This window comes from Streptomyces sp. WG7 (assembly GCF_049975785.1).
Lineage (GTDB): Bacteria > Actinomycetota > Actinomycetes > Streptomycetales > Streptomycetaceae > Streptomyces.
Genome location: NZ_JBNGGE010000012.1, coordinates 25822 through 44429, shown reverse-complemented (window position 1 = coordinate 44429; position 18608 = coordinate 25822). Strand labels below are relative to the sequence as shown.

Genomic DNA, 18608 nt, shown 5'->3' with positions numbered 1-18608 from the left:
CTACGCTCGGTAGCGACTGAGGTGATACACGCCGGGGTGTATCGGTCGGAGGTGCGTGCTGTGTCCCATTCGCCGGTCATGTGGCGCTTCAGCGGCAACCAGATGAAGCGCTGGCGCACGAAGGCCAACGTGAGCAGGGAACAGCTGGCCGAGGCGGCCAACTACTCGCCGGACACGATCAAGTCGATGGAGCAGGGCGTACGCATGCCGACGCCGCGTGTGCTCGACGTGGCGGATGAGTTGTGTGGGGCGGAGGGGTTGCTGAGCGCCGCGAAGGACTACTTGCAGCGGGAAAAGTTCCCCAAGCGAGCGCAGAACTTCATGGAGCGCGAGCGAGAAGCCATCAGCTACTGGTCCTACGAGGTCGCGTTGATCCCCGGGCTGTTGCAGACAGGGGGATACGCGCGCGCCCTGATCGAGGGCTACGTGCCGCCCTTGGAAGAACAGACGCTGGAGCACCGGATCACGGGCAGGCTGGAGCGGCAGGCGATGCTCACGGACCGCAAGGTGCCGGTGGCCTTCGCCTTCGTCGTCTATGAGGCGGCTCTGCGCTCTCCGTTGGTGGACAGCGAACAGCTCCGTCATCTGGTGAAGGCGTCGGAGCTGCGCAATGTCGTCTTGCAGGTGCTGCCCTTCGAACGGTCCATCCCCAGCGCGCTCATGGGGCCCATGGTGGTGCTGGAGACCAGCGATCACGAGCGATCCGTCTACACCGAGTGCGTGTTCATCAGTGACCTGACGGCTGATTCGGCCATTGTCCGGCGTGTGACCGAGCGACTTACCCTGATTCGCGCCCAGGCCCTCAGCCCCGCTGAGTCGGCCCACTTCATCGAGCGGATGGCTAATGATCACCATGGTTGACCAGCCGGCGTGGTTCAAGTCCAGCTACAGCGATCCCGAAGGCGCCAACTGCCTCGAAGTCACGTTCTCTCCCACCCTTCGGATCCGCGACTCCAAGGCGGCGCCGACCGGTCCCGAACTCCACGTCTCCGCCCCCGCCTGGGCGGCCTTCGTCGCCGCAGTTCAGCCCGGAGCTTGAGCCCCGGGACCCGAGCTCTTTTCTTGGTTTTTGGTTTGTTTGAAATACCCAACCAACCAAGTCTGAACGTGAGTTGAGCCGCCGTACCTCGTAAGAGTGACGTTCCGTGATCGGCTTGCGTCGTTGCGTGAGGCCGCCCTAGGTTCGCGGCAAACGACCGCACATGTGTCGGCCCCGGCGGTGCTGGCAACACCAACTCCGGGGCCTGACCGACGCATCGAAGGAACATTTCGATGGTGGCTTGCGCCAACCCTAGTCCCGCCCTGCCCTCCCCGTCCCACCCCATGGCCAATCCGGGCTACGGGAAACGCCCCGCAGGTGACGAAGACCCGCACGCGGACCCGGACTTCGCACACCTGAGCCCGCGTGAGGCGGAGATCGCCGTCTTCGTCGACCACCTCGACGACGGCCACGCGATGGGCCACAAGGCCCTCGCGGCACACCACCCCCGCTACGGCCAGCAGGCGGTGCGTACGTCCCTCAACCGCCTCGCCGAGGCCGGCCACCTGCGCTGGATCAGGGAACACATCACCGTCGAGGACCACACCATGCGATGGGTCACGCGGACGTACTGGTCCCGTACCCGCAGGTCGGAAGCCTGGTGGGAGGAGTTCGCGCGCGAGCGGGACGGCCGGATCGTGCCCGCCGGCCACCGGCCCGGACTGGCCCGCACCGACGAGCCCGAGCTGCCCGAACCGGAGACCGAGCCGCAGTCCGAGGCGAAAACCTCGTACCTCACCCTCGCCGGAATCCGCGAGGCGGACCCCCGCATGTCCCTGTCCGAATCCGACTGCCGGTCCCTGGCCTCACTGGCGGGGGAGTGGCTGTCGCGTGGGGCGACGCCCCAGGACATCACCCGCGCGGTGACCGAGGGCCTTCCCGCGACCGTGAACAACCCGGGCGGTCTCGCCCGCAACCGACTGGAGAGCAAGATGCCCCCGAAGAAGGCGAAGATCCGCCAGAAGGCCGCCCCGCGCCGGGCCCGCGTGACCCGCGCGGTCATCTGTTGCATGTCCTGCGACGCCGACGAGCTGACGACGACGATCAAGGGCGGCATGTGCCCCGACTGCCGCGCCGAGTTCGAGGCGGCCGTGGCCGCCGAGGAGGCCGGGCAGCTGGACGCCGGATACGTGCCGGACACCTTCCTGGCCGCCCCCGACGCCCACGCCGTGTACGAGTGGGTGGACGTCCCCCGCCGCGCGGCGGAGGTACGCGCGGCGGCCGGCCTGCGGCCGAGGACGGAGAGGGCGCTGTGAGCGTGCAGGAGGTGCCGGTCAGGACACCGTGGTGTCGAGGAGGCGACGCCATGACCCCCTTGACCGAACACCGGCCGCAGATGTCCGTCGAGGAGCTCGAACGCCATGCTCCAGAAAGCGTGTGGCTGGAATTCGTGTGTTGAAGGTCAAGGTCAAGCCGGTGCCCGACGGCAATCACAGTGAAATCTACATGTGGCTGCTGGAACGCTGCATGAGCCTGCGGCCCGATCTTCGGCTGCATCCGGAGCGGGGACTCAAGACGGAGACCTACCGGAGAGGACGCGCTCGCGCGGACGCGGTTCTGGTGCCGAAAGGCGGGCTCATCGGGCACGGGGAGTGGTCGGATCCCGAGACGGTGCTGATGGCCGTCGAGATCACGTCGTATGACTCCGATACCAACCAGTGTGACCGGGTCGACCAGCCCGAGGGTTACGCCGCCGCAGGCATCCCCGTGTACCTGCTGGTCGATCGGGACGACTGCTCGGTCGTCGTGTTCGACCAACCGGAAGGCGGCCGCTACAGGCACGCGGAGAAGCTGCCCTTCGGCGCGACCGTGACGCTCCCCGCCCCCGTCAACATCACCCTCGACACCGAACTCCTCAAAGAGCTGGCTGACTGAGCCGCTCCGCTTGTGAACGTGTGACACACCGCACTTTCCCGAGTGACCCGCGTCCTCCTGGGCATGAGCCTGCCTGGACGGGCCCGGGAGTCTCACCATGCGATACCGCAGGGGGGAAATCCGGACGCTCGGTAAAATGAGCCGACCGCAGTACATATACGTACGTGCGGAAAGAGACGGATTGAGCGAGGAGCGCACGTGGGCCTTGTCGTGCAGAAGTACGGAGGCTCCTCCGTAGCCGATGCCGAGGGCATCAAGCGCGTCGCCAAGCGGATCGTGGAAGCGAAGAAGAACGGCAACCAGGTGGTCGCCGTAGTTTCCGCGATGGGCGACACGACGGACGAGCTGATCGATCTCGCCGAGCAGGTATCCCCGATCCCTGCCGGGCGCGAACTCGACATGCTGCTGACCGCCGGAGAGCGTATCTCCATGGCGCTGCTGGCCATGGCGATCAAAAACCTGGGCCACGAGGCCCAGTCGTTCACCGGCAGCCAGGCCGGAGTCATCACCGACTCGGTCCACAACAAAGCCCGGATCATCGACGTGACGCCGGGCCGCATCCGCACCTCGGTGGACGAGGGCAACGTCGCCATCGTGGCCGGCTTCCAGGGCGTCAGCCAGGACAGCAAGGACATCACCACGCTGGGGCGCGGCGGGTCCGACACCACCGCCGTCGCCCTCGCCGCCGCGCTCGACGCGGACGTCTGTGAGATCTACACCGACGTCGACGGCGTGTTCACCGCCGACCCGCGCGTGGTGAAGAAGGCGAAGAAGATCGACTGGATCTCCTTCGAGGACATGCTGGAGCTCGCGGCCTCCGGTTCCAAGGTGCTCCTCCACCGCTGTGTGGAGTACGCCCGCCGGTACAACATCCCGATCCACGTCCGGTCCAGCTTCAGCGGACTGCAGGGCACATGGGTCAGCAGCGAGCCGATCAAGCAAGGGGAAAAGCACGTGGAGCAGGCCATGATCTCCGGTGTCGCGCACGACACCTCCGAGGCCAAGGTCACCGTCGTCGGTGTCCCGGACAAGCCGGGCGAGGCCGCCGCGATCTTCCGGGCGATCGCCGACGCCCAGGTCAACATCGACATGGTCGTGCAGAACGTGTCCGCGGCCTCCACCGGCCTCACCGACATCTCCTTCACCCTGCCCAAGGCCGAGGGCCGCAAGGCCATCGACGCGCTGGAGAAGAACCGCTCCGGCATCGGCTTCGACTCGCTCCGCTACGACGACCAGATCGGCAAGATCTCCCTGGTCGGCGCGGGCATGAAGAGCAACCCGGGCGTCACCGCCGACTTCTTCACCGCGCTCTCCGAGGCCGGGGTGAACATCGAGCTCATCTCGACCTCCGAGATCCGCATCTCGGTCGTCACCCGCAAGGACGACGTGAACGAGGCCGTCCGCGCCGTGCACACCGCCTTCGGACTGGACTCCGACAGCGACGAGGCCGTGGTCTACGGAGGCACCGGGCGCTGATGGCCGACATCGCGGGTGCCGGGCGCACCGGGCGGCCGACCCTGGCCGTCGTCGGAGCGACCGGCGCCGTCGGTGCGGTCATGCTCCAGATCCTGTCCCAGCACGCGGACGTCTGGGGCGACATCCGCCTGATCGCCTCCCCGCGCTCCGCCGGCCGCAAGCTGGCCGTGCGCGGGGAGGAGGTCGAGGTGGTGGCGCTCACCGAGGATGCCTTCGACGGGGTCGACGTCGCCATGTTCGACGTACCCGACGAGGTCGCCGCGCAGTGGGCGCCGGTCGCCGCCGCCAAGGGCGCGGTGGTGGTCGACAACTCCGGCGCGTTCCGGATGGACCCGGACGTGCCGCTCGTCGTGCCCGAGGTCAATCCGCACGCGGTGCGGATGCGGCCGCGCGGCATCGTCGCCAACCCCAACTGCACGACGCTGTCCATGATCGTGGCACTGGGCGCGCTGCACGCCGAGTTCGGGCTGCGCGAGCTGGTCGTCTCCTCGTACCAGGCGGTGAGCGGGGCCGGACGGGACGGTGTCGAGACGCTGCGCCGGCAGCTGTCCCTGGTGGCCGGCACCGAGCTGGGGACCAGCCCCGGTGACGTGCGGCGGGCCGTCGGCGACGACACCGGGCCGTTCCCGGAACCGGTCGCGCTGAACGTCGTACCGTGGGCCGGCTCGCTGAAGGACGACGGCTGGTCCTCGGAGGAGATGAAGGTGCGGGACGAGTCCCGCAAGATCCTCGGGCTGCCGAACCTTCCCGTCGCGGTGACGTGCGTACGGGTGCCGGTGGTCACCACTCACTCCCTGACCGTGCACGCCCGTTTCGAGGGCGAGGTCACCGTCGACAAGGCCCGGGAGATCCTGGCCACCGCGCCCGGGGTCGTCCTCTTCGACAACCCGGCCGCGGGGGAGTTCCCCACCCCCGCCGACGTGGTCGGCACCGACCCGACCTGGGTCGGCCGGGTGCGGCGGGCCCTGGACGACCCGACGGCGCTCGAACTCTTCGTCTGCGGAGACAACCTGCGCAAGGGCGCCGCGCTGAACACCGCGCAGATCGCGGAGCTGGTGGCGGCCGAGTTCGTCTGACCACAGGACGGCCGGTGGAGCGCCGGGTGGGAAACGCCGGACGGGAAGCCGCCGTTGGGAAACCGGCGCTGGGAAACCGGCGCTGGGAAACCGCCGGGTCGGAAAAAAGCAGGGTGAAAAACTCTGGCCGCTGTGGACTTCGTTTGTAGGATCCATGAACGAGATGTGATCCGGAAATCGGTCCGGACTACTTGTACCCGGCACCTGTGGCGTCAGAGGATTTGCTCCCCGCCCTCCGCAACCGTGCGAAGGGCGGGGAGCGTCTTTGCGGTCACCCATTCAGGGCGCGGTGCCGCGTGGTCGGCGTGGGGACGCCGAGAACGGGCGTGGGGACGCTCGTTCACATGGGACATAGGGGAAGAGCGGGACGATGAGGGCCTATGACGCACCGTCTGACGGGTGGCCGCCCGGCAGACGCGGGAACGTGACGCCCGGCACGTACAACCCTCATGGGGGTGGGCGTGTCCAACTGGCGTGGCAGAGGTACTCGATTTCCCCGCGGCGACGCGTGGCCCCGCTGTGCGGCCACCCGTCCGGCCCGTCCGTCCCCGTGTGGCCGGCCCGGCCGGTGGCATGCCGGTGATCGCGCCGATGCCCGCAGCGCGGCCGGCCCGCATTCCGAACCAGCGCGACGGCGCGGACGGGGACGCGGTGGCGGCGGGTACCACCGTCGACCACCTCACCGAGACGTACCGGACGCACTACCGGTCGCTGCTCGGCCTCGCCGCGCTCCTCCTCGACGACACCGCCTCCTGCGAGGACGTCGTCCAGGAGGCCTTCATCCGAGTCCACTCGGCGCGCAAACGCGTCCGTGACCCGGAGAAGACCCTGGCGTACCTGCGTCAGACCGTCGTCAACCTCTCGCGCTCGGCGTTGCGCCGCCGCATCCTCGGCCTCAAGCTGCTCTCCAAGCCCATGCCGGACATGGCGAGCGCGGAGGAGGGCGCCTACGACCAGCTGGAGCGCGACTCCCTGATCAAGGCGATGAAGGGACTGCAGCGCCGCCAGCGCGAGGTGCTCGTCCTGCGCTACTTCGCCGACATGACCGAGGCACAGGTCGCCGAGACGCTCGGGATATCCCTGGGCTCGGTCAAGGCGTACGGATCACGCGGCATCGCGGCGCTCAGGGTGGCCATGGAGGCACCGGCATGAGCGACGGCGACGACGAACGGCGCGCCGCCCGCGACGAGCACGGGCCCCGGGAAGGGACCGCACCGACCGGACCTGCCGAGCCACCGTCCGGGCCCGCCGGGCCACCGTCCGGACCTGCCGGGCCACCGTCCGGACCTGCCGGGCCACCGACAGGACCTGCCGGGCCACCGTCCGGGCCGACCGGGCCCGCCGGGCAAGAACCGTCGAAGTACACGCACGCTGGGAACGGAACTGTGAACAACGGCCCCGCCGAACAGGGCCCCGACACTCAGGGGCCTGACAGGCTCGACGGGCTCGGCTCCGACGAGCTGGCCCTGCGCAGAATGCTCCACCAGGCCGTCCAGGACGTGAAGCCGAGCGACGGCACCCTGGACCACCTGCGCCGCGCGGTCCCCGCACGGCGGGCCCGCAAGCGCCAGGCCGTCGTCGGTATGGCGGCCGCCGCACTCTTCATCGGCACGGCGGTCCCGGCCCTCGTGCACGTCTCGAACGCCACCGGGCCGGGGGCAGACCCGTCCGTCGCGGGACACGCCTCGCAGGCCCAGGGCGGTACCTCCCAGGGCAAGGACCCGGCCGGCGGGCAGAGCGGCATCGCCGGCTCCGCGGGCACGGCCGAGGGCAGGGAAGAGAGCGACCCCGAGAAGACGCCCACGGACAAGGAGAGCGGTGCCGCGACGGGCTCCGCCCCCGGCACCGGCCCCTCCGCCAGCGCCGCCGCCGACATCCCCGCGTGCACGGCGAAGCAGCTCGGCCCGGCCGTCGCGAGCAGCGCCGCCCCCGACTCGACGGGTGTGGTCTACGGCTCCTTCCGCGTCACCAACGTCTCCGCGGACGGCTGCACCGTCGCCGGCCCCGGCAACGTGGTCGCCACCCCGCAGGGCGCGGCGGACGCCGCCGACATCGGCACGGCACGGCACGTCGCGGGGGACGCCGCGGCGGGACTGCCCGACCCGTCCCTGGAGAACGCCGCACTGACACTGCCGTCCGGCTCCGCGTACGAGGTGCAGTTCGCCTGGGTGCCCTCGGAGACCTGTCCCACCACCGGCGGCACCACGGGAGGCGGCACCGGCGGACCCACGGCCGACCCCTCGCCCACCCAGCCCACGGCAGCCACGGGCGGCACCCCCACCGGCGCCGACGACACCGGCACCACGACCCAGCTGCTCACCGAGGACGGCCCGGCCGAGGGAAGCGTGTCGGTGACGTACACCCCGGAGGGCGGCTCGGGCTCGGCGACGGCCACCGTGTCCAACGCCTGTGCGGGAACGGTGTACTGGACGGGCGTGCTGGCGGGGACGGCGTAGGGCGCCCGGCCTGCCCCCCACGGCTGGGCCTGGGCTGCACTGCCGGGCCTGTGTTCCGTGGTCCGGCGTACGTTCCACGGTCCGGCGTACGTTCCACGGTCCGACCTGTGCTTCTCCGTCGGGCCCCGCGCTTCCCGGTCCGGCCCGGGCCGCGCCGCCGGGCCCGCGCTCCACGGCGCGGCCGGCGGCCGGCGGCCGGTGTCAGACGCCGGACGGGCTGGGGTGCGGCTCCGACTCCGACTCCGACTTCGGCTCCGACTCAGACTTCGACTTCGGCTCGTCCTCCGGGGTCAGGCCGAGTTCCGCGTCGCGGGCGAGTTCGACCTCGCGGCGCAGCAGCCGGAACCACATGAAGATCACGAAGCCGACGAAGGCGAACCACTCGGCGGTGTAGCCGAGGTTCTGGAACGCCTTCAGGTCCAGCCCCGTGCCCTGCGGCGCGGTCACGGGTACGGCCCGCATCCCGGAGTCGCCCTCGTTGAGCGTGACCCACGCGTCGTACACGTCGTACGGCACGAGGTTCAGCAGCGTCGCCGCGCTGATCGCGCCGGTCTGCCCGGCCGGCCACCCGGAACGTCCGCTGACGCCGTTGCTGCCGGGCGACTCGGCCGCCTGGAGCGCTCCGGTGACGGTGACCTCGCCGGTGGGCGGGGCCGGGGCCTTCGCCGGGTCGGGCTCGCCGGGCAGCCAGCCGCGCACGACCGGCAGCGCCTCACCCGAGTCGGTGCGCAGCAGCGTGAGGACGTAGAAGCCGTCCCGGTCGTCCAGCTTCCGCTCCGGGACGAGCAGCTGGTCGGCGTACCGGCCGCGCACGGTGGTCTGCTCGCCGACCGTCGCCTTGTCCACCGGCAGCATCTCCGCCAGCGGACGGGCCGCCTCGCGGCGGGCCGGGTCCTGTTCGGTGGTCGTGGTCTCGTGGTCCTGCACCCGGTCCTCGAACCGGCCGAGCTGCCACGAACCCATGAAGATGCAGAAGGGGATGGCCAGGACGACGAAGACGTTGATCCCCCACCATCGGGGCGTCAGCAGAAACCGGTACACGCCCCCCACGGTACGGGGCGTGGCCCCGCGACCCGGCCGCGGGGCTGTGGAAAAGCGTCGGAGCGGGCTGGGGTGGGCGAAGTTTTCCACAGGCTGGGGATCTGATCCGCACGTCGTCACCGGGTCGGGGCAGTATGGGGCCATGACTGAGAGCAACGGGTCCGCGTCGTCGGACCAGCGGCGGGGACAGAACGGCCGGCAGGACGAGAGCACCGAGCGTATGCCCGACTGGGAGAGGCGGTTCCGGGCGCCCCGGGTGTCGCTGCCCGACTGGGCCGAGGACGCCCCGGACCGCTCCCTGTTCGTGTCGAACGCGACGGGGACGTACGAGCTGTACGCCTGGGACCGGTCGACCGGCGAGCAGCGCCAGGTCACGGACCGGCCCAACGGCACGACGGACGGGGTGCTCTCACCGGACGGCGACTGGATCTGGTGGTTCGACGACAAGGACGGCGACGAGTTCGGCGTCTGGCGCCGGCAGCCCTTCCCGGGCGGCGAGGACGAGCTCGCCGTGCCGGGCCTCGACCCCTCCTACCCGGCGGGCCTCGCCCTCGGCCGGGACGGGCGTACGGCGGTGATCGGCCGCTCGACCGACGAGGACGGTACGACGATCCACCTCGCGTACGCGGGCGGACCCCCGGCGGAGATCTACCGGCACCGCGAGTCCGCGGGCGTCGGCGACCTCTCCCACGACGGCACGCTGATCGCGATCGAGCACACCGAGCACGGCGACGCCATGCACTCGGCGCTGCGCGTCCTGCGCCCCGACGGCACGACGGTCGCCGAGCTGGACGACACGAAGGGCGGCGAGGAGGAGCTGGGCCTGGAGGTGCTCGGCTTCGCACCGGTCGACGGTGACACCCGCCTGCTCATCGGCCACCAGCGCCGGGGCCGCTGGGAGCCCCTGGTGTGGGACGTGGCGACGGGCGAGCAGACCGACCTCGCCCTGGAGCTGCCCGGTGACGTCAGCGCCGAGTGGTACCCGGACGGCAGCGGCCTGCTGATCGTGCACGGCTTCGAGGCCCGCAGCGAGCTGTTCCGCTACGACCTGGCCGAACGCGAGCTGGTGGAGATCGAGACCCCGGCCGGCACCGTCTCCGGGGCGACGGCCCGCCCGGACGGCAGCGTGGAGTACCTGTGGTCCTCGGCCGCCGAGCCGTCGGCGGTGCGCTCGACGACCGGCCGGGTCGTCCTGGACCCGCCCGGCATGAAGTCGCCCGGCTCGGTACCGGTGGAGGACGTGTGGGTGGAAGGGCCGGGCGGCCGCATCCACGCCCTGGTCCAGAAGCCCGCCGGCACGACCGGACCGCTCCCGACGGTCTTCGACATCCACGGCGGCCCCACCTGGCACGACAGCGACTCCTTCGCCGCCGGCCCCGCTGCCTGGGTCGACCACGGGTACGCGGTGGTCCGCGTCAACTACCGCGGCTCCACCGGGTACGGCCGCGCGTGGACCGACGCCCTCAAGCACCGGGTGGGTCTCATCGAGCTGGAGGACATCGCGGCGGTGCGCGAGTGGGCGGTCACCTCCGGCCTCGCGGACCCCGCCCGCCTGATCCTCACCGGCGGTTCCTGGGGCGGCTACCTCACCCTCCTCGGCATCGGCACCCAGCCCGAGGCGTGGACGCTGGGCATCGCCGCCGTCCCCGTCGCCGACTACGTCACCGCGTACCACGACGAGATGGAGGGCCTGAAGGCCCTCGACCGCACCCTGCTCGGCGGCACCCCCGAAGAGGTCCCCGACCGCTTCGAGGCATCCTCCCCGCTGACCTACGTCGACCAGGTCAAGGCCCCGGTCTACATCTCGGCGGGGGTCAACGACCCGCGCTGCCCGATCCGCCAGGTCGAGAACTACGTCAAGCGCCTGGAGTCCAGGAACGCGGTCCACGAGGTGTACCGGTACGACGCGGGGCACGGGTCACTGGTGGTGGACGAGCGGATCAAGCAGGTCCGGCTGGAACTGGACTTCGCGGCGAGGCACTTGCCCCAGAGCTAGCCGCTCGGCCGGCCGAGGCGCTCCGTGGAGGCCTTCCGGCCGGCCGAGTGGGGTGGGTGGACAGGGGCCGGGGGGGTCGGGGGGTGGAGTCCCCAGGGGGTCGGGAGGTGAACCCTCTGGTGGTTCCGGTGGTTCCGGTGGTTCTGGTGGTTCCGGGGGGCCGGTGATTCCGGGGGTCCGGTGGGCCTGGTGGGCCCGATGGGTCCGATGGGTCCGGTGGGCCGGTGGTTCCAGTGGGTCCGGGAGGGTCCGGGAGGGGCTGGTGGGTCCGAGGTTCGAAGGTTTCGGGAGTTTCGGGGATCTGAACTCCCGGATTCCCGGGGGCGGAGCCGGACGGAGCCCTGGCGGGAGCGTAAGGGGCCTACGCCCGTAAGGGGCAGCGCTCCTACACGTCCGTCCGCTGCCGTGTCCGCCGCCCCAGCAGCTCCGCCAGCCCCTGCCGTGTGGCCGCCAGCACCACCCGGTCCTCAGCCCGCAGCACGTACGTGTCGGGCAGCTCCCACACCAGCCCCGTGTCCGCCGCCCCGCGCTCACCGGAGACCTCCAGCGCCAGCACCCGCCACGCCCCCGCGCGGAACGCCTCACCGACCGTCTTCCCCTCCAGCTGCGGATGCCCGGCCACCTCCACCGCCGCGAACAGCAGCACCCGCCGCTCGACGGGGATCGCCCCGAGGATCTGGCGGCCCATCATCGCCCCGGCGAACGCGGGCGCGGACAGGTGGGTCACACTGCGGCTCCGGGTGAGCGCGCCCGGGTGCGCGGCCCGCAGGGTGCGGTACACGGCGGTCGCGAAGTCGTCGTCGTACAGGCGCAGCACCACCCGCAGTCCGGACCGTACGGAGCGGGCGTACAGCACGGCTTCCAGGTTGGTCGTGTCCACACTGGTCAGGGCGAGCAGGGAGTGCGCGCGGTGGATCTTCGCGGCCTCCAGGACGCCCTCCTGGGTGACGTCCCCGAGCACCACCGGCACCCGCAGCCGCCGCGCGGTCGCCATGCCCCGCGCCTCGGGGTCGGCCTCGACGCACACCACGGGGATGTCCATCTCCCGCAACCGGGTCAGCACACGGGTGCCGATCTTGCCGAGACCGAGCAGGACGACGTGCCCGCCGAGCCCGCGCGGCGGCTTCCGCACCGTCGAGGCGCTGCGGAAGGTACCGAGGGCCTCGAGCACGGCGGCCAGCAGTACCGGCAGCAACAGCAGTCCGACGAAACCGGACAGCAGCTGGAGCACCTGCCGCCCGGAATCCTTGTTGTGGGCGGGCTCGTTGATGGAGAAGAGATCGAGCAGGGTCACGTACGTGGCGTGCAGCGGATGGTCCCCGGTGACCACCATCAGCGCCACCGCGAGCGCGACCACGCAGGCCCCCAGGCCCGCCAGCGACCACCGCAGCCGCCGCGAGAACAGCTCGCCGAACGGGGGCACACCGGCACGCGCGGTGGGCAGTGGGGGACCGGAGTACGAGACCTGCTCCAGGACGACGGTGCCGCGCCCGGTGGCCGCCTCCACCGCCGCCGCGTCGGGCAGCAGTTGCGGCGCCTGCTCGCCGCTGCCCTCCGAACCGTCCGCGCCGGCCGGGTCGTTGCTCGTCGCGGAGAGCAGCGCGAGGGTGCACAGTCCCGGATCGGCCACCTCGCCGGGACGGGGCGGCTGCCGTTCCACCGCGCGCAGCAGCAGCCCGTCCGCTTCGACGACCTTGCTGGTGCCGACGAGCGCGGTCGCGGCCAGCGCGGGTGCGGCCGTGTCGGCGTCGGACAGCACGGTCGTGGAGGTTCCGGCACCGTCGAGTCCCGGCGCCCGAGCGTCGCCAGTCGCCAGCGCGGCGCTCTGGTCGAGGAGTTCCTCGATGTGCCGGCCGAGGCGCCGGTTGTACAGGCGCAGGACCAGGCGCAGCCGAGGGTTGAGGCGGCGGGCGGTCAGGGCGGCGCGGATGTTGGTCTCGTCGTCGTCGTACACGAGGGCCAGCGCGGCGGCCCGGTCCACGCCGGCCTCCGCGAGTACGGCGTCGGTCGGCTCGGCGGCCTCCAGTTCACGGCCGGTGCCGTTCGGATCGCCGCTGCCCGGTTCCGCGTTGCCCGACCGGTTGACGGCCGCGCTGACCATGCCCCGCAGCGCCGCCGAGGCCGCGCGGGCCCGCCCGACCACCGGCTGCCGCACCCGGCTCCCGGAGGGCGGGACGACGAGGGTGACCTGTTCGCGGTACACGCCACGCAGTTCGGCGGCCAGCCGGTGTGCCAGTCCGTCGTCGCCGCACACCACCATGTGCGCGTACGCGTCACCCTGCGGAACCTGGTGCGGAACGCTCCCCGTTCGAGTCCCCATTTGAAAGAGGACAGTACCGGCTCCGGGTGCGGTTCCAGGAGTCCCCGAGGAGAGGGGAGAGAAGCGAAGGGCGGCATAAAAGAGGCGTAAAGATTGCCGGAACACGGCAATGACGCGATCCTCCGGCGCGTGTGACGATTCGTTTCACCGAAGCTCAGCGACGGGCGAGAGGGGGACGGCACGGATGGCCTGGTTTATCGGGCTGGGTGTCACGGGGGTCGTGCTGCTCGCCCTGTCGCTGGTCTTCGACGGACTGCTGGAAGGCGCGTTCGACACAGCGTTGGACGGCGTCCTGGAGGGGTGGCTGTCGCTGCCGGTCGTCGCCGGGTTCGTGGCGATGACCGGTTTCGGCGGCGCCATCGCCCTCGGCACCGGCTGGACCGGCCCCGCGGGGGCCGCGGGGGCCGGCGCGGTCGCCGGAGCGGGGGCCGGCTGGCTGACGTACCGTTTCAGCCGAGCGCTGATGCGCGACCGGACGGCTGTCACACCCCGTGCGGACGACCTGCTCGGCACGTCCGGCAAGGTGGTGACCGCGATTCCCGCGGACGGTTTCGGTGAGGTGCTGCTCCGGCTCGCCGGCCAGCCGCTGAAGTGCGCGGCGCGCAGTGCGGAGCCGGTGGCGCGCGGCGCCGAGGTGTGGGTCGAGGCGGTGCCGACCGGTACGTCGGTCGTGGTGCGGCCGGTGGACCGCTGAGCGGGGCCCGCCCTTCTCTGCTCCGTCCTCCCAGTTCCGTCCGATCGGTTCCCTCCGATCGGTTCCCTCCTCTGGGTTCCTTCCTCTCCGTTCCTTCTTTTCCGTGCTCTGTGATTCGGGGGCGTTGCCATGAGTCCTGTCGTCATCGCGGTGCTGGGAGTCGTCGTACTCCTGGTGCTGCTCGCGCTGGTGGTGGTCAGCCGCTACAAGGTGGCCGGCCCGAGTGAGGCGTTCATCGTCACGGGACGGCGCGGCAAGAAATCCACCGATCCGGAGACGGGCCGTGTGTTCACCGACAACAGCGGCCAGAAGGTCGTGGTCGGCGGCGGTGTGTTCGTCGTGCCGTTCGTGCAGCAGCGGTTCACGCTCGACCTCTCCTCGCGGCACATCCCGGTCGCCGTGCGTGGCGCGGTGACGCTGCGCGGGGTGAAGGCCAACCTGGAAGGCGTCGCGATCGTCAAGGTCGGCGGCACGGAGGACGCGATCCGCGCGGCGGCGCAGCGGTTCCTGATGCAGCAGGACGGCATCGTCGGCTTCACCCAGGAGGTGCTGTCCGGCGCGCTGCGCGCGATCGTCGGCCGGATGTCCGTGGAGGACGTCATCCGGGACCGGGCCGCGTTCGCCGGGCAGGTCGCCGAGGAGGCGGAGGCGAGTCTGTCCGGGCAGGGCCTGGTGCTGGACGCCTTCCAGATCCAGGACATCACCACCGAGGGCTCCTACCTGGAGGACCTCGGCCGTCCCGAGGCGGCGCGGGCCCGCCAGGAGGCCGACATCGCCGAGGCCGTGGCCCGGCGGGCCGCCGAGCAGGCGCGGCTGAAGGCCGAGGAGGAGATCGCGGTCGCCCAGCGGACCCTGTACCTGAAGCAGGCCGAGATCAAGGCCGAGACCGATCAGGCGTCGGCCCGTGCCAACGCGGCGGGACCTCTCGCCGAGGCGGCCCGTGAACAGGACATCCTCGCCGAGCAGGAGAAGGTCGCCGAGCGGCAGGCCGCGTTGAAGGACCGGCAGCTGGACACCGAGGTGCGCAAGCCCGCCGACGCCCAGCGGTACGCCGCCGAGCAGGAGTCGGAGGCCCGCCGGGTGGCGCGGGTGAAGCAGGCGGAGGCCGAGCGGGCGGCCGAGATCGCCGCCGCCCAGGCGGAGGCCGAGCGGGCCCGGCTCACCGGTGAGGGCGAGAAGCAGCGGCGTGGCGCGCTGGCCGAGGCGGAGGCCATCGAGGGCCTCAGGCAGGGTGAGGCCGAGCGTTCCCGGCGTGCGGCGATCGCCGAGGCCGTACGGCTGGAGGGCGAGGCGGAGGCCGCGGCGATCGGCGCCAAGGGCGCGGCGGAGGCCGAGGCGATGCGGCAGAAGGCCGACGCGTTCGGGCAGTACGGCGACGCGGCCGTGCTCCAGATGCTGGTCGAGGTGCTGCCGCAGGTGGTGGCCAAGGCGGCCGAGCCGCTCGCGGCCGTGGACAAGATGACGGTCATCTCGACGGACGGCGCGAGCCGGCTGTCGCGCACGGTCGCCGACAACGTGGCGCAGGGCATGGAACTCCTGGGCTCCACCACGGGCGTCGACCTGGCGGCCCTGCTGAAGAACATCACCGGGCAGGACGCGAAGGCGACGGACGGGCCGCCGGAGCAGGCGGCCGGGCCGGAGCAGGCGGACCGGGCGGACCGGCCGGGCCCGCAGCTCAACGGCAAGGTGGAGATCACGGGCTGACCGCCGGGCTGACCGCCGGGAGGGCCGCCGTGCGGGCTGGTCCCCGGGCGGGCGCCGGTGCCCGCGTGGGCCGGACCGCTCAGATCTCCTGGGCGGGCCAGCCCAGCAGCCGGGCCCCGATGACCGCGGTCTGCAGGGTGTAGCGGTGCACCGGGTCGGCGGGGTTGGCCCCGGTCAGCTGGTGGATGCGGTCCAGCCGGTAGGTCAGGGCCCGGACGCTGAGCGTCAGCCGCCGGGCCGCCGCGGCCGCCGTGCAGCCGGTGTCGAAGTACGCCTCCAGGGTCCGCAGCAGCGGCTCGGCACCACCGCGGGCCTCGCGCAGCGGACCCAGCATGCTCAGCACGAGGTCGGCCATGGCCTGCCGGTCGCGCGTGAGCACCGGGTAGACGAGCAGGTCGGCGGCGCGCAGCACGGGCTCGTCGAGTTCCAGCCGCTCGGCGAGCTCCAGGGTGCTCAGCGCCTCCTCGTAGCTGTGCACCACGCCGCCCGCGCCGGTCTGGGGGCGTCCGATGGCCACCCGGCTGCCGTCCGTGGCGGCGTACGCCTGCTTGGCGAAGAAGGTGAGGACATCGTCCTGGTCACCGGGCGCGATGCAGATGAGCTGCCCGTTCTTGGTGGTGATCAGGATGCGGCGGTCGCCGAAGCGGGAGATCAGCGCGGTCTCGACGAGCCGGGTGACCGGGGCGGTGTCGTCGTACGCCTCCGGCCCCTCCGCCACCGCGACCGCGTGGGCGCGGGAGAGGACGAGTCCGAAACGCTCGGCCCGTTCGGCGAGCCGGCCCAGATCGCTGCGCCCGTAGAGCAGGTCGTCGATGAACTCACGCCGTGCCGCCTCCTCCTGCCGTACGGCGAGACGCTGGGCACGTTCGTATCCCTCGGCGAAGGCGTCGACGGCCTGGGCGACGGCGGCGAGCACACTGTCCGCGACGCCGGTGGTGGAGGCCGTCGTACCGCCGGGCCAGGACGCGCGCGTGGCGTCCAGGTGCAGCCGTACGAGACTGCGCAGACTGTGTCCCGCCTCCGCGGCCTGCTCACCGTAGAGCCGCCGTTCCTCCAGCTCGCCCCGATTGAGCCGGCGCCCTGTGTCGGCGACCTCCGCGAGGATCTCGGAGTACCCGGTCAGGTACGTCTCCTGCCGATCGGCCAACTGGTCCGTCACCCCGCGCCTCCCCCTGCCGTTCACGCCCCGTGCGCGGTGTCCGGCAACGTGAGAGTAGTCAAGGCTGCCGGAAACCGGCAACGCGGCAAGGCCTGTTCAGCGGCTGTCCTCCATCGGTCGTCCACTCACCCGGTCACCGGCTACCGGCTACCGGCCACCGGTCACCGGCGCCGGCCCACTCGTGCACCGGTCACCGGCGCCGGCCGCTCGGCACCGGCTGTCGGCGCAGGCAGCCGACCGCCGGCGCACCGGCTGCCGGGCCTCACGGCCGCTGATACGGCTGCTGCTGCGACTGCCCGTACGTCTGGCCGCCCTGGCCTCCCTGGCCGCCGCTCACGGCCTGCGTCTGGAGCTGTTCCGCCTGCTCCTTGGTCACCTTCTGCTCGGCGCCGCAGAAGGTGCACTGCGTCAGGTACTTCGTGGAGAACGGGAACAGCGGCACGAAGAACAGCGTGAACTTCGTGACGCGCTTGCGCAGCGTGTGCGCGGAGGGGTTGCCGCACTGGCCGCACACCAGCGTCAGTATCGCGAGCTGGTAGAGGTATCCCTTGGTGCCGAAGATGATCACGAGACGGTCCTTCCCGGGTCGGTCCCCCGCGGGCACGCAGGGCACAGGCACGCAGATCCTCTCCCAGATTGCGCCGGGGCGGGGGCGGGAGGCCACCCGCGACCCGTGTCACTCCACGGTGTCCGCGCCCCCGCCCTCCCAGCGCAGCAGGTCTCCCGGCTGGCACTCGAGTACGTCGCAGAGCGCGGCGAGCGTCGTGAAGCGCACCGCCTTGGCGCGGCCGTTCTTCAGTACGGCCAGGTTGGCGGGGGTGATGCCGACACGTTCCGCGAGCTCGCCCACGGACATCTTGCGCTTCGCCAGCATCACGTCGATGTCGACGACGATCGGCATCAGATCACCTCTGCCAGCTCGTCCCGCATCCGTGCGGCTTCGACGTCGCGCGCGACGGCCTGGGCGAGCAGCATCCGCAGGACGAGCACGACCAGCGCGACGCCCAGGATCGCCACGACGACCCCGCCCAGCAGGAGGACGACGCCGGGCGCGACCGCCTCACCCGGCGCCAGGACGACCCCGAGCGCGAACACCAGGAGCGCGGCCGCGACGAAGGCGCCGATGACGACATGCACGTACCGGAAGGCGTCGAGGGAGAACACGGTGCCGCGTCGCACCATCGTCACCAGCCGCCAGACGCAGACCAGGACGACCTGGGCCGCCGCGGCGCCCAGGACGACGATCAGGAACACCGGCGTGCGTACGGCCGCGAGAGCGGCGTCGGGATCACCCGATCCGGACGCCAGCAGCCGGATCAGCACCGCCTGGATAAACACCGAGCCGGCGAGCAGCACCCCGACCACGCCGCGCAGCGCGACCACCGTCAGCTGTCCCATGGCCTCTCCTTCAATCGTTTCACGATGGAAAGCTATCGAGAATCGATAGGTTCGGCAAGGCGGGGGCAAGGTGGGGGCAACGCGGCGGGCCAAGGTGACGGTGACCGGCGGGGCGGCGCGCGCTCCGCGCTGCTACAGGTCGCATCCGGTCGTTTTTGGGTTCCGTACCGGATAGTGCCCACCGCCCGAAGGAGGCGACGCTGGAGCCGGCCCGCCCACCCTTTCCCGGACAGGCCGGGCCGGGTCGGCCACGTATGCGCGGCTGCGCCACTTCGCCCTGGTGTGATCGTGACGTTCCCACCTCGCAAGGAGAGCAGATGGCCCGCCCGACCGACCGCGTCGCCTGCCCGGGGCCCCGCGCCGGGAGGAGGACA

At 71.6% G+C, this 18608-nt stretch carries 17 protein-coding genes; 11 read left to right on the top strand and 6 right to left on the bottom strand.

Going from position 1 to position 18608, the window contains the following annotated elements; translation table 11 throughout:
- Positions 1–60 precede the first annotated feature (60 nt).
- The 8 genes from ACP4J0_RS15170 (at position 61) to ACP4J0_RS15135 (ending at position 7922) form a co-directional block, all read left to right on the top strand.
- Positions 61–861, top strand: a complete 801-nt coding sequence (locus tag ACP4J0_RS15170) for a helix-turn-helix domain-containing protein (protein ID WP_426599194.1) — start codon at positions 61–63, stop codon at positions 859–861.
- Positions 854–1039, top strand: a complete 186-nt coding sequence (locus ACP4J0_RS15165; protein ID WP_426599193.1) for a DUF397 domain-containing protein — start codon at positions 854–856, stop codon at positions 1037–1039. The genes ACP4J0_RS15170 and ACP4J0_RS15165 overlap by 8 nt, the downstream gene beginning before the upstream one ends.
- 284 nt (positions 1040–1323) lie before the next feature.
- The gene (locus ACP4J0_RS15160) at positions 1324–2295 is read left to right on the top strand and encodes a hypothetical protein (protein ID WP_426599192.1); all 972 of its coding nucleotides are present in this window, start codon (positions 1324–1326) and stop codon (positions 2293–2295) included.
- 136 nt (positions 2296–2431) lie between these two features.
- Positions 2432–2914 (top strand): Uma2 family endonuclease, encoded by a 483-nt coding sequence (locus tag ACP4J0_RS15155; protein WP_426599191.1) that lies wholly within the window; start codon positions 2432–2434, stop codon positions 2912–2914.
- A 198-nt stretch (positions 2915–3112) separates the two neighbouring features.
- Entirely contained in the window at positions 3113–4390 is a 1278-nt protein-coding gene (locus ACP4J0_RS15150; RefSeq protein WP_426520809.1) for an aspartate kinase, read from the top strand.
- Entirely contained in the window at positions 4390–5466 is a 1077-nt protein-coding gene (locus ACP4J0_RS15145) for an aspartate-semialdehyde dehydrogenase (protein ID WP_426599190.1), read from the top strand. Before ACP4J0_RS15150 ends, ACP4J0_RS15145 begins: the two co-directional genes overlap by 1 nt.
- A 573-nt stretch (positions 5467–6039) precedes the next feature.
- Positions 6040–6618 carry a SigE family RNA polymerase sigma factor gene (locus ACP4J0_RS15140; RefSeq protein ID WP_398133093.1) on the top strand — a complete coding sequence of 193 codons (579 nt, stop codon included), beginning with the start codon at positions 6040–6042 and terminating at the stop codon, positions 6616–6618.
- Positions 6619–6851: 233 nt separating this feature from the next.
- On the top strand, positions 6852–7922 hold the full coding sequence (locus ACP4J0_RS15135) for a hypothetical protein (protein WP_426599189.1): 1071 nt from the start codon (positions 6852–6854) through the stop codon (positions 7920–7922).
- Positions 7923–8123: 201 nt separating this feature from the next.
- On the opposite strand, the gene ACP4J0_RS15130 is transcribed toward ACP4J0_RS15135, so the two are convergent.
- Entirely contained in the window at positions 8124–8963 is an 840-nt protein-coding gene (locus ACP4J0_RS15130; protein ID WP_426599188.1) for an SURF1 family protein, read from the bottom strand.
- A gap of 142 nt (positions 8964–9105) precedes the next feature.
- Between ACP4J0_RS15130 and ACP4J0_RS15125 the strand changes: the two genes are divergently transcribed.
- The gene (locus ACP4J0_RS15125) at positions 9106–10959 is read left to right on the top strand and encodes a S9 family peptidase (protein WP_426599187.1); all 1854 of its coding nucleotides are present in this window, start codon (positions 9106–9108) and stop codon (positions 10957–10959) included.
- A gap of 385 nt (positions 10960–11344) precedes the next feature.
- On the opposite strand, the gene ACP4J0_RS15120 is transcribed toward ACP4J0_RS15125, so the two are convergent.
- The gene (locus ACP4J0_RS15120) at positions 11345–13219 is read right to left on the bottom strand and encodes an NAD-binding protein (protein ID WP_426599301.1); all 1875 of its coding nucleotides are present in this window, start codon (positions 13217–13219) and stop codon (positions 11345–11347) included.
- A 244-nt stretch (positions 13220–13463) separates the two neighbouring features.
- On the opposite strand from ACP4J0_RS15120, the gene ACP4J0_RS15115 reads away from it, so the two are divergent.
- Positions 13464–13973 (top strand): hypothetical protein, encoded by a 510-nt coding sequence (locus ACP4J0_RS15115; RefSeq protein WP_426599186.1) that lies wholly within the window; start codon positions 13464–13466, stop codon positions 13971–13973.
- 129 nt (positions 13974–14102) lie between these two features.
- Entirely contained in the window at positions 14103–15677 is a 1575-nt protein-coding gene (locus ACP4J0_RS15110; protein WP_426599185.1) for a flotillin family protein, read from the top strand.
- A gap of 79 nt (positions 15678–15756) precedes the next feature.
- Here the strand turns inward: ACP4J0_RS15110 and ACP4J0_RS15105 are convergent, their stop codons facing one another.
- The 4 genes from ACP4J0_RS15105 to ACP4J0_RS15090 all read right to left on the bottom strand — a co-directional run bounded on the left by ACP4J0_RS15105 (position 15757) and on the right by ACP4J0_RS15090 (position 18234).
- Entirely contained in the window at positions 15757–16836 is a 1080-nt protein-coding gene (locus ACP4J0_RS15105; protein WP_426599184.1) for a PucR family transcriptional regulator, read from the bottom strand.
- A 262-nt stretch (positions 16837–17098) separates the two neighbouring features.
- Positions 17099–17404 carry a zinc-ribbon domain-containing protein gene (locus ACP4J0_RS15100; protein WP_426520793.1) on the bottom strand — a complete coding sequence of 102 codons (306 nt, stop codon included), beginning with the start codon at positions 17402–17404 and terminating at the stop codon, positions 17099–17101.
- A 108-nt stretch (positions 17405–17512) separates the two neighbouring features.
- Positions 17513–17737 (bottom strand): helix-turn-helix domain-containing protein, encoded by a 225-nt coding sequence (locus ACP4J0_RS15095; RefSeq protein ID WP_426520791.1) that lies wholly within the window; start codon positions 17735–17737, stop codon positions 17513–17515.
- Positions 17737–18234 (bottom strand): DUF2975 domain-containing protein, encoded by a 498-nt coding sequence (locus ACP4J0_RS15090; protein ID WP_426599183.1) that lies wholly within the window; start codon positions 18232–18234, stop codon positions 17737–17739. The genes ACP4J0_RS15095 and ACP4J0_RS15090 overlap by 1 nt, the downstream gene beginning before the upstream one ends.
- Positions 18235–18608: the final 374 nt, after the last annotated feature.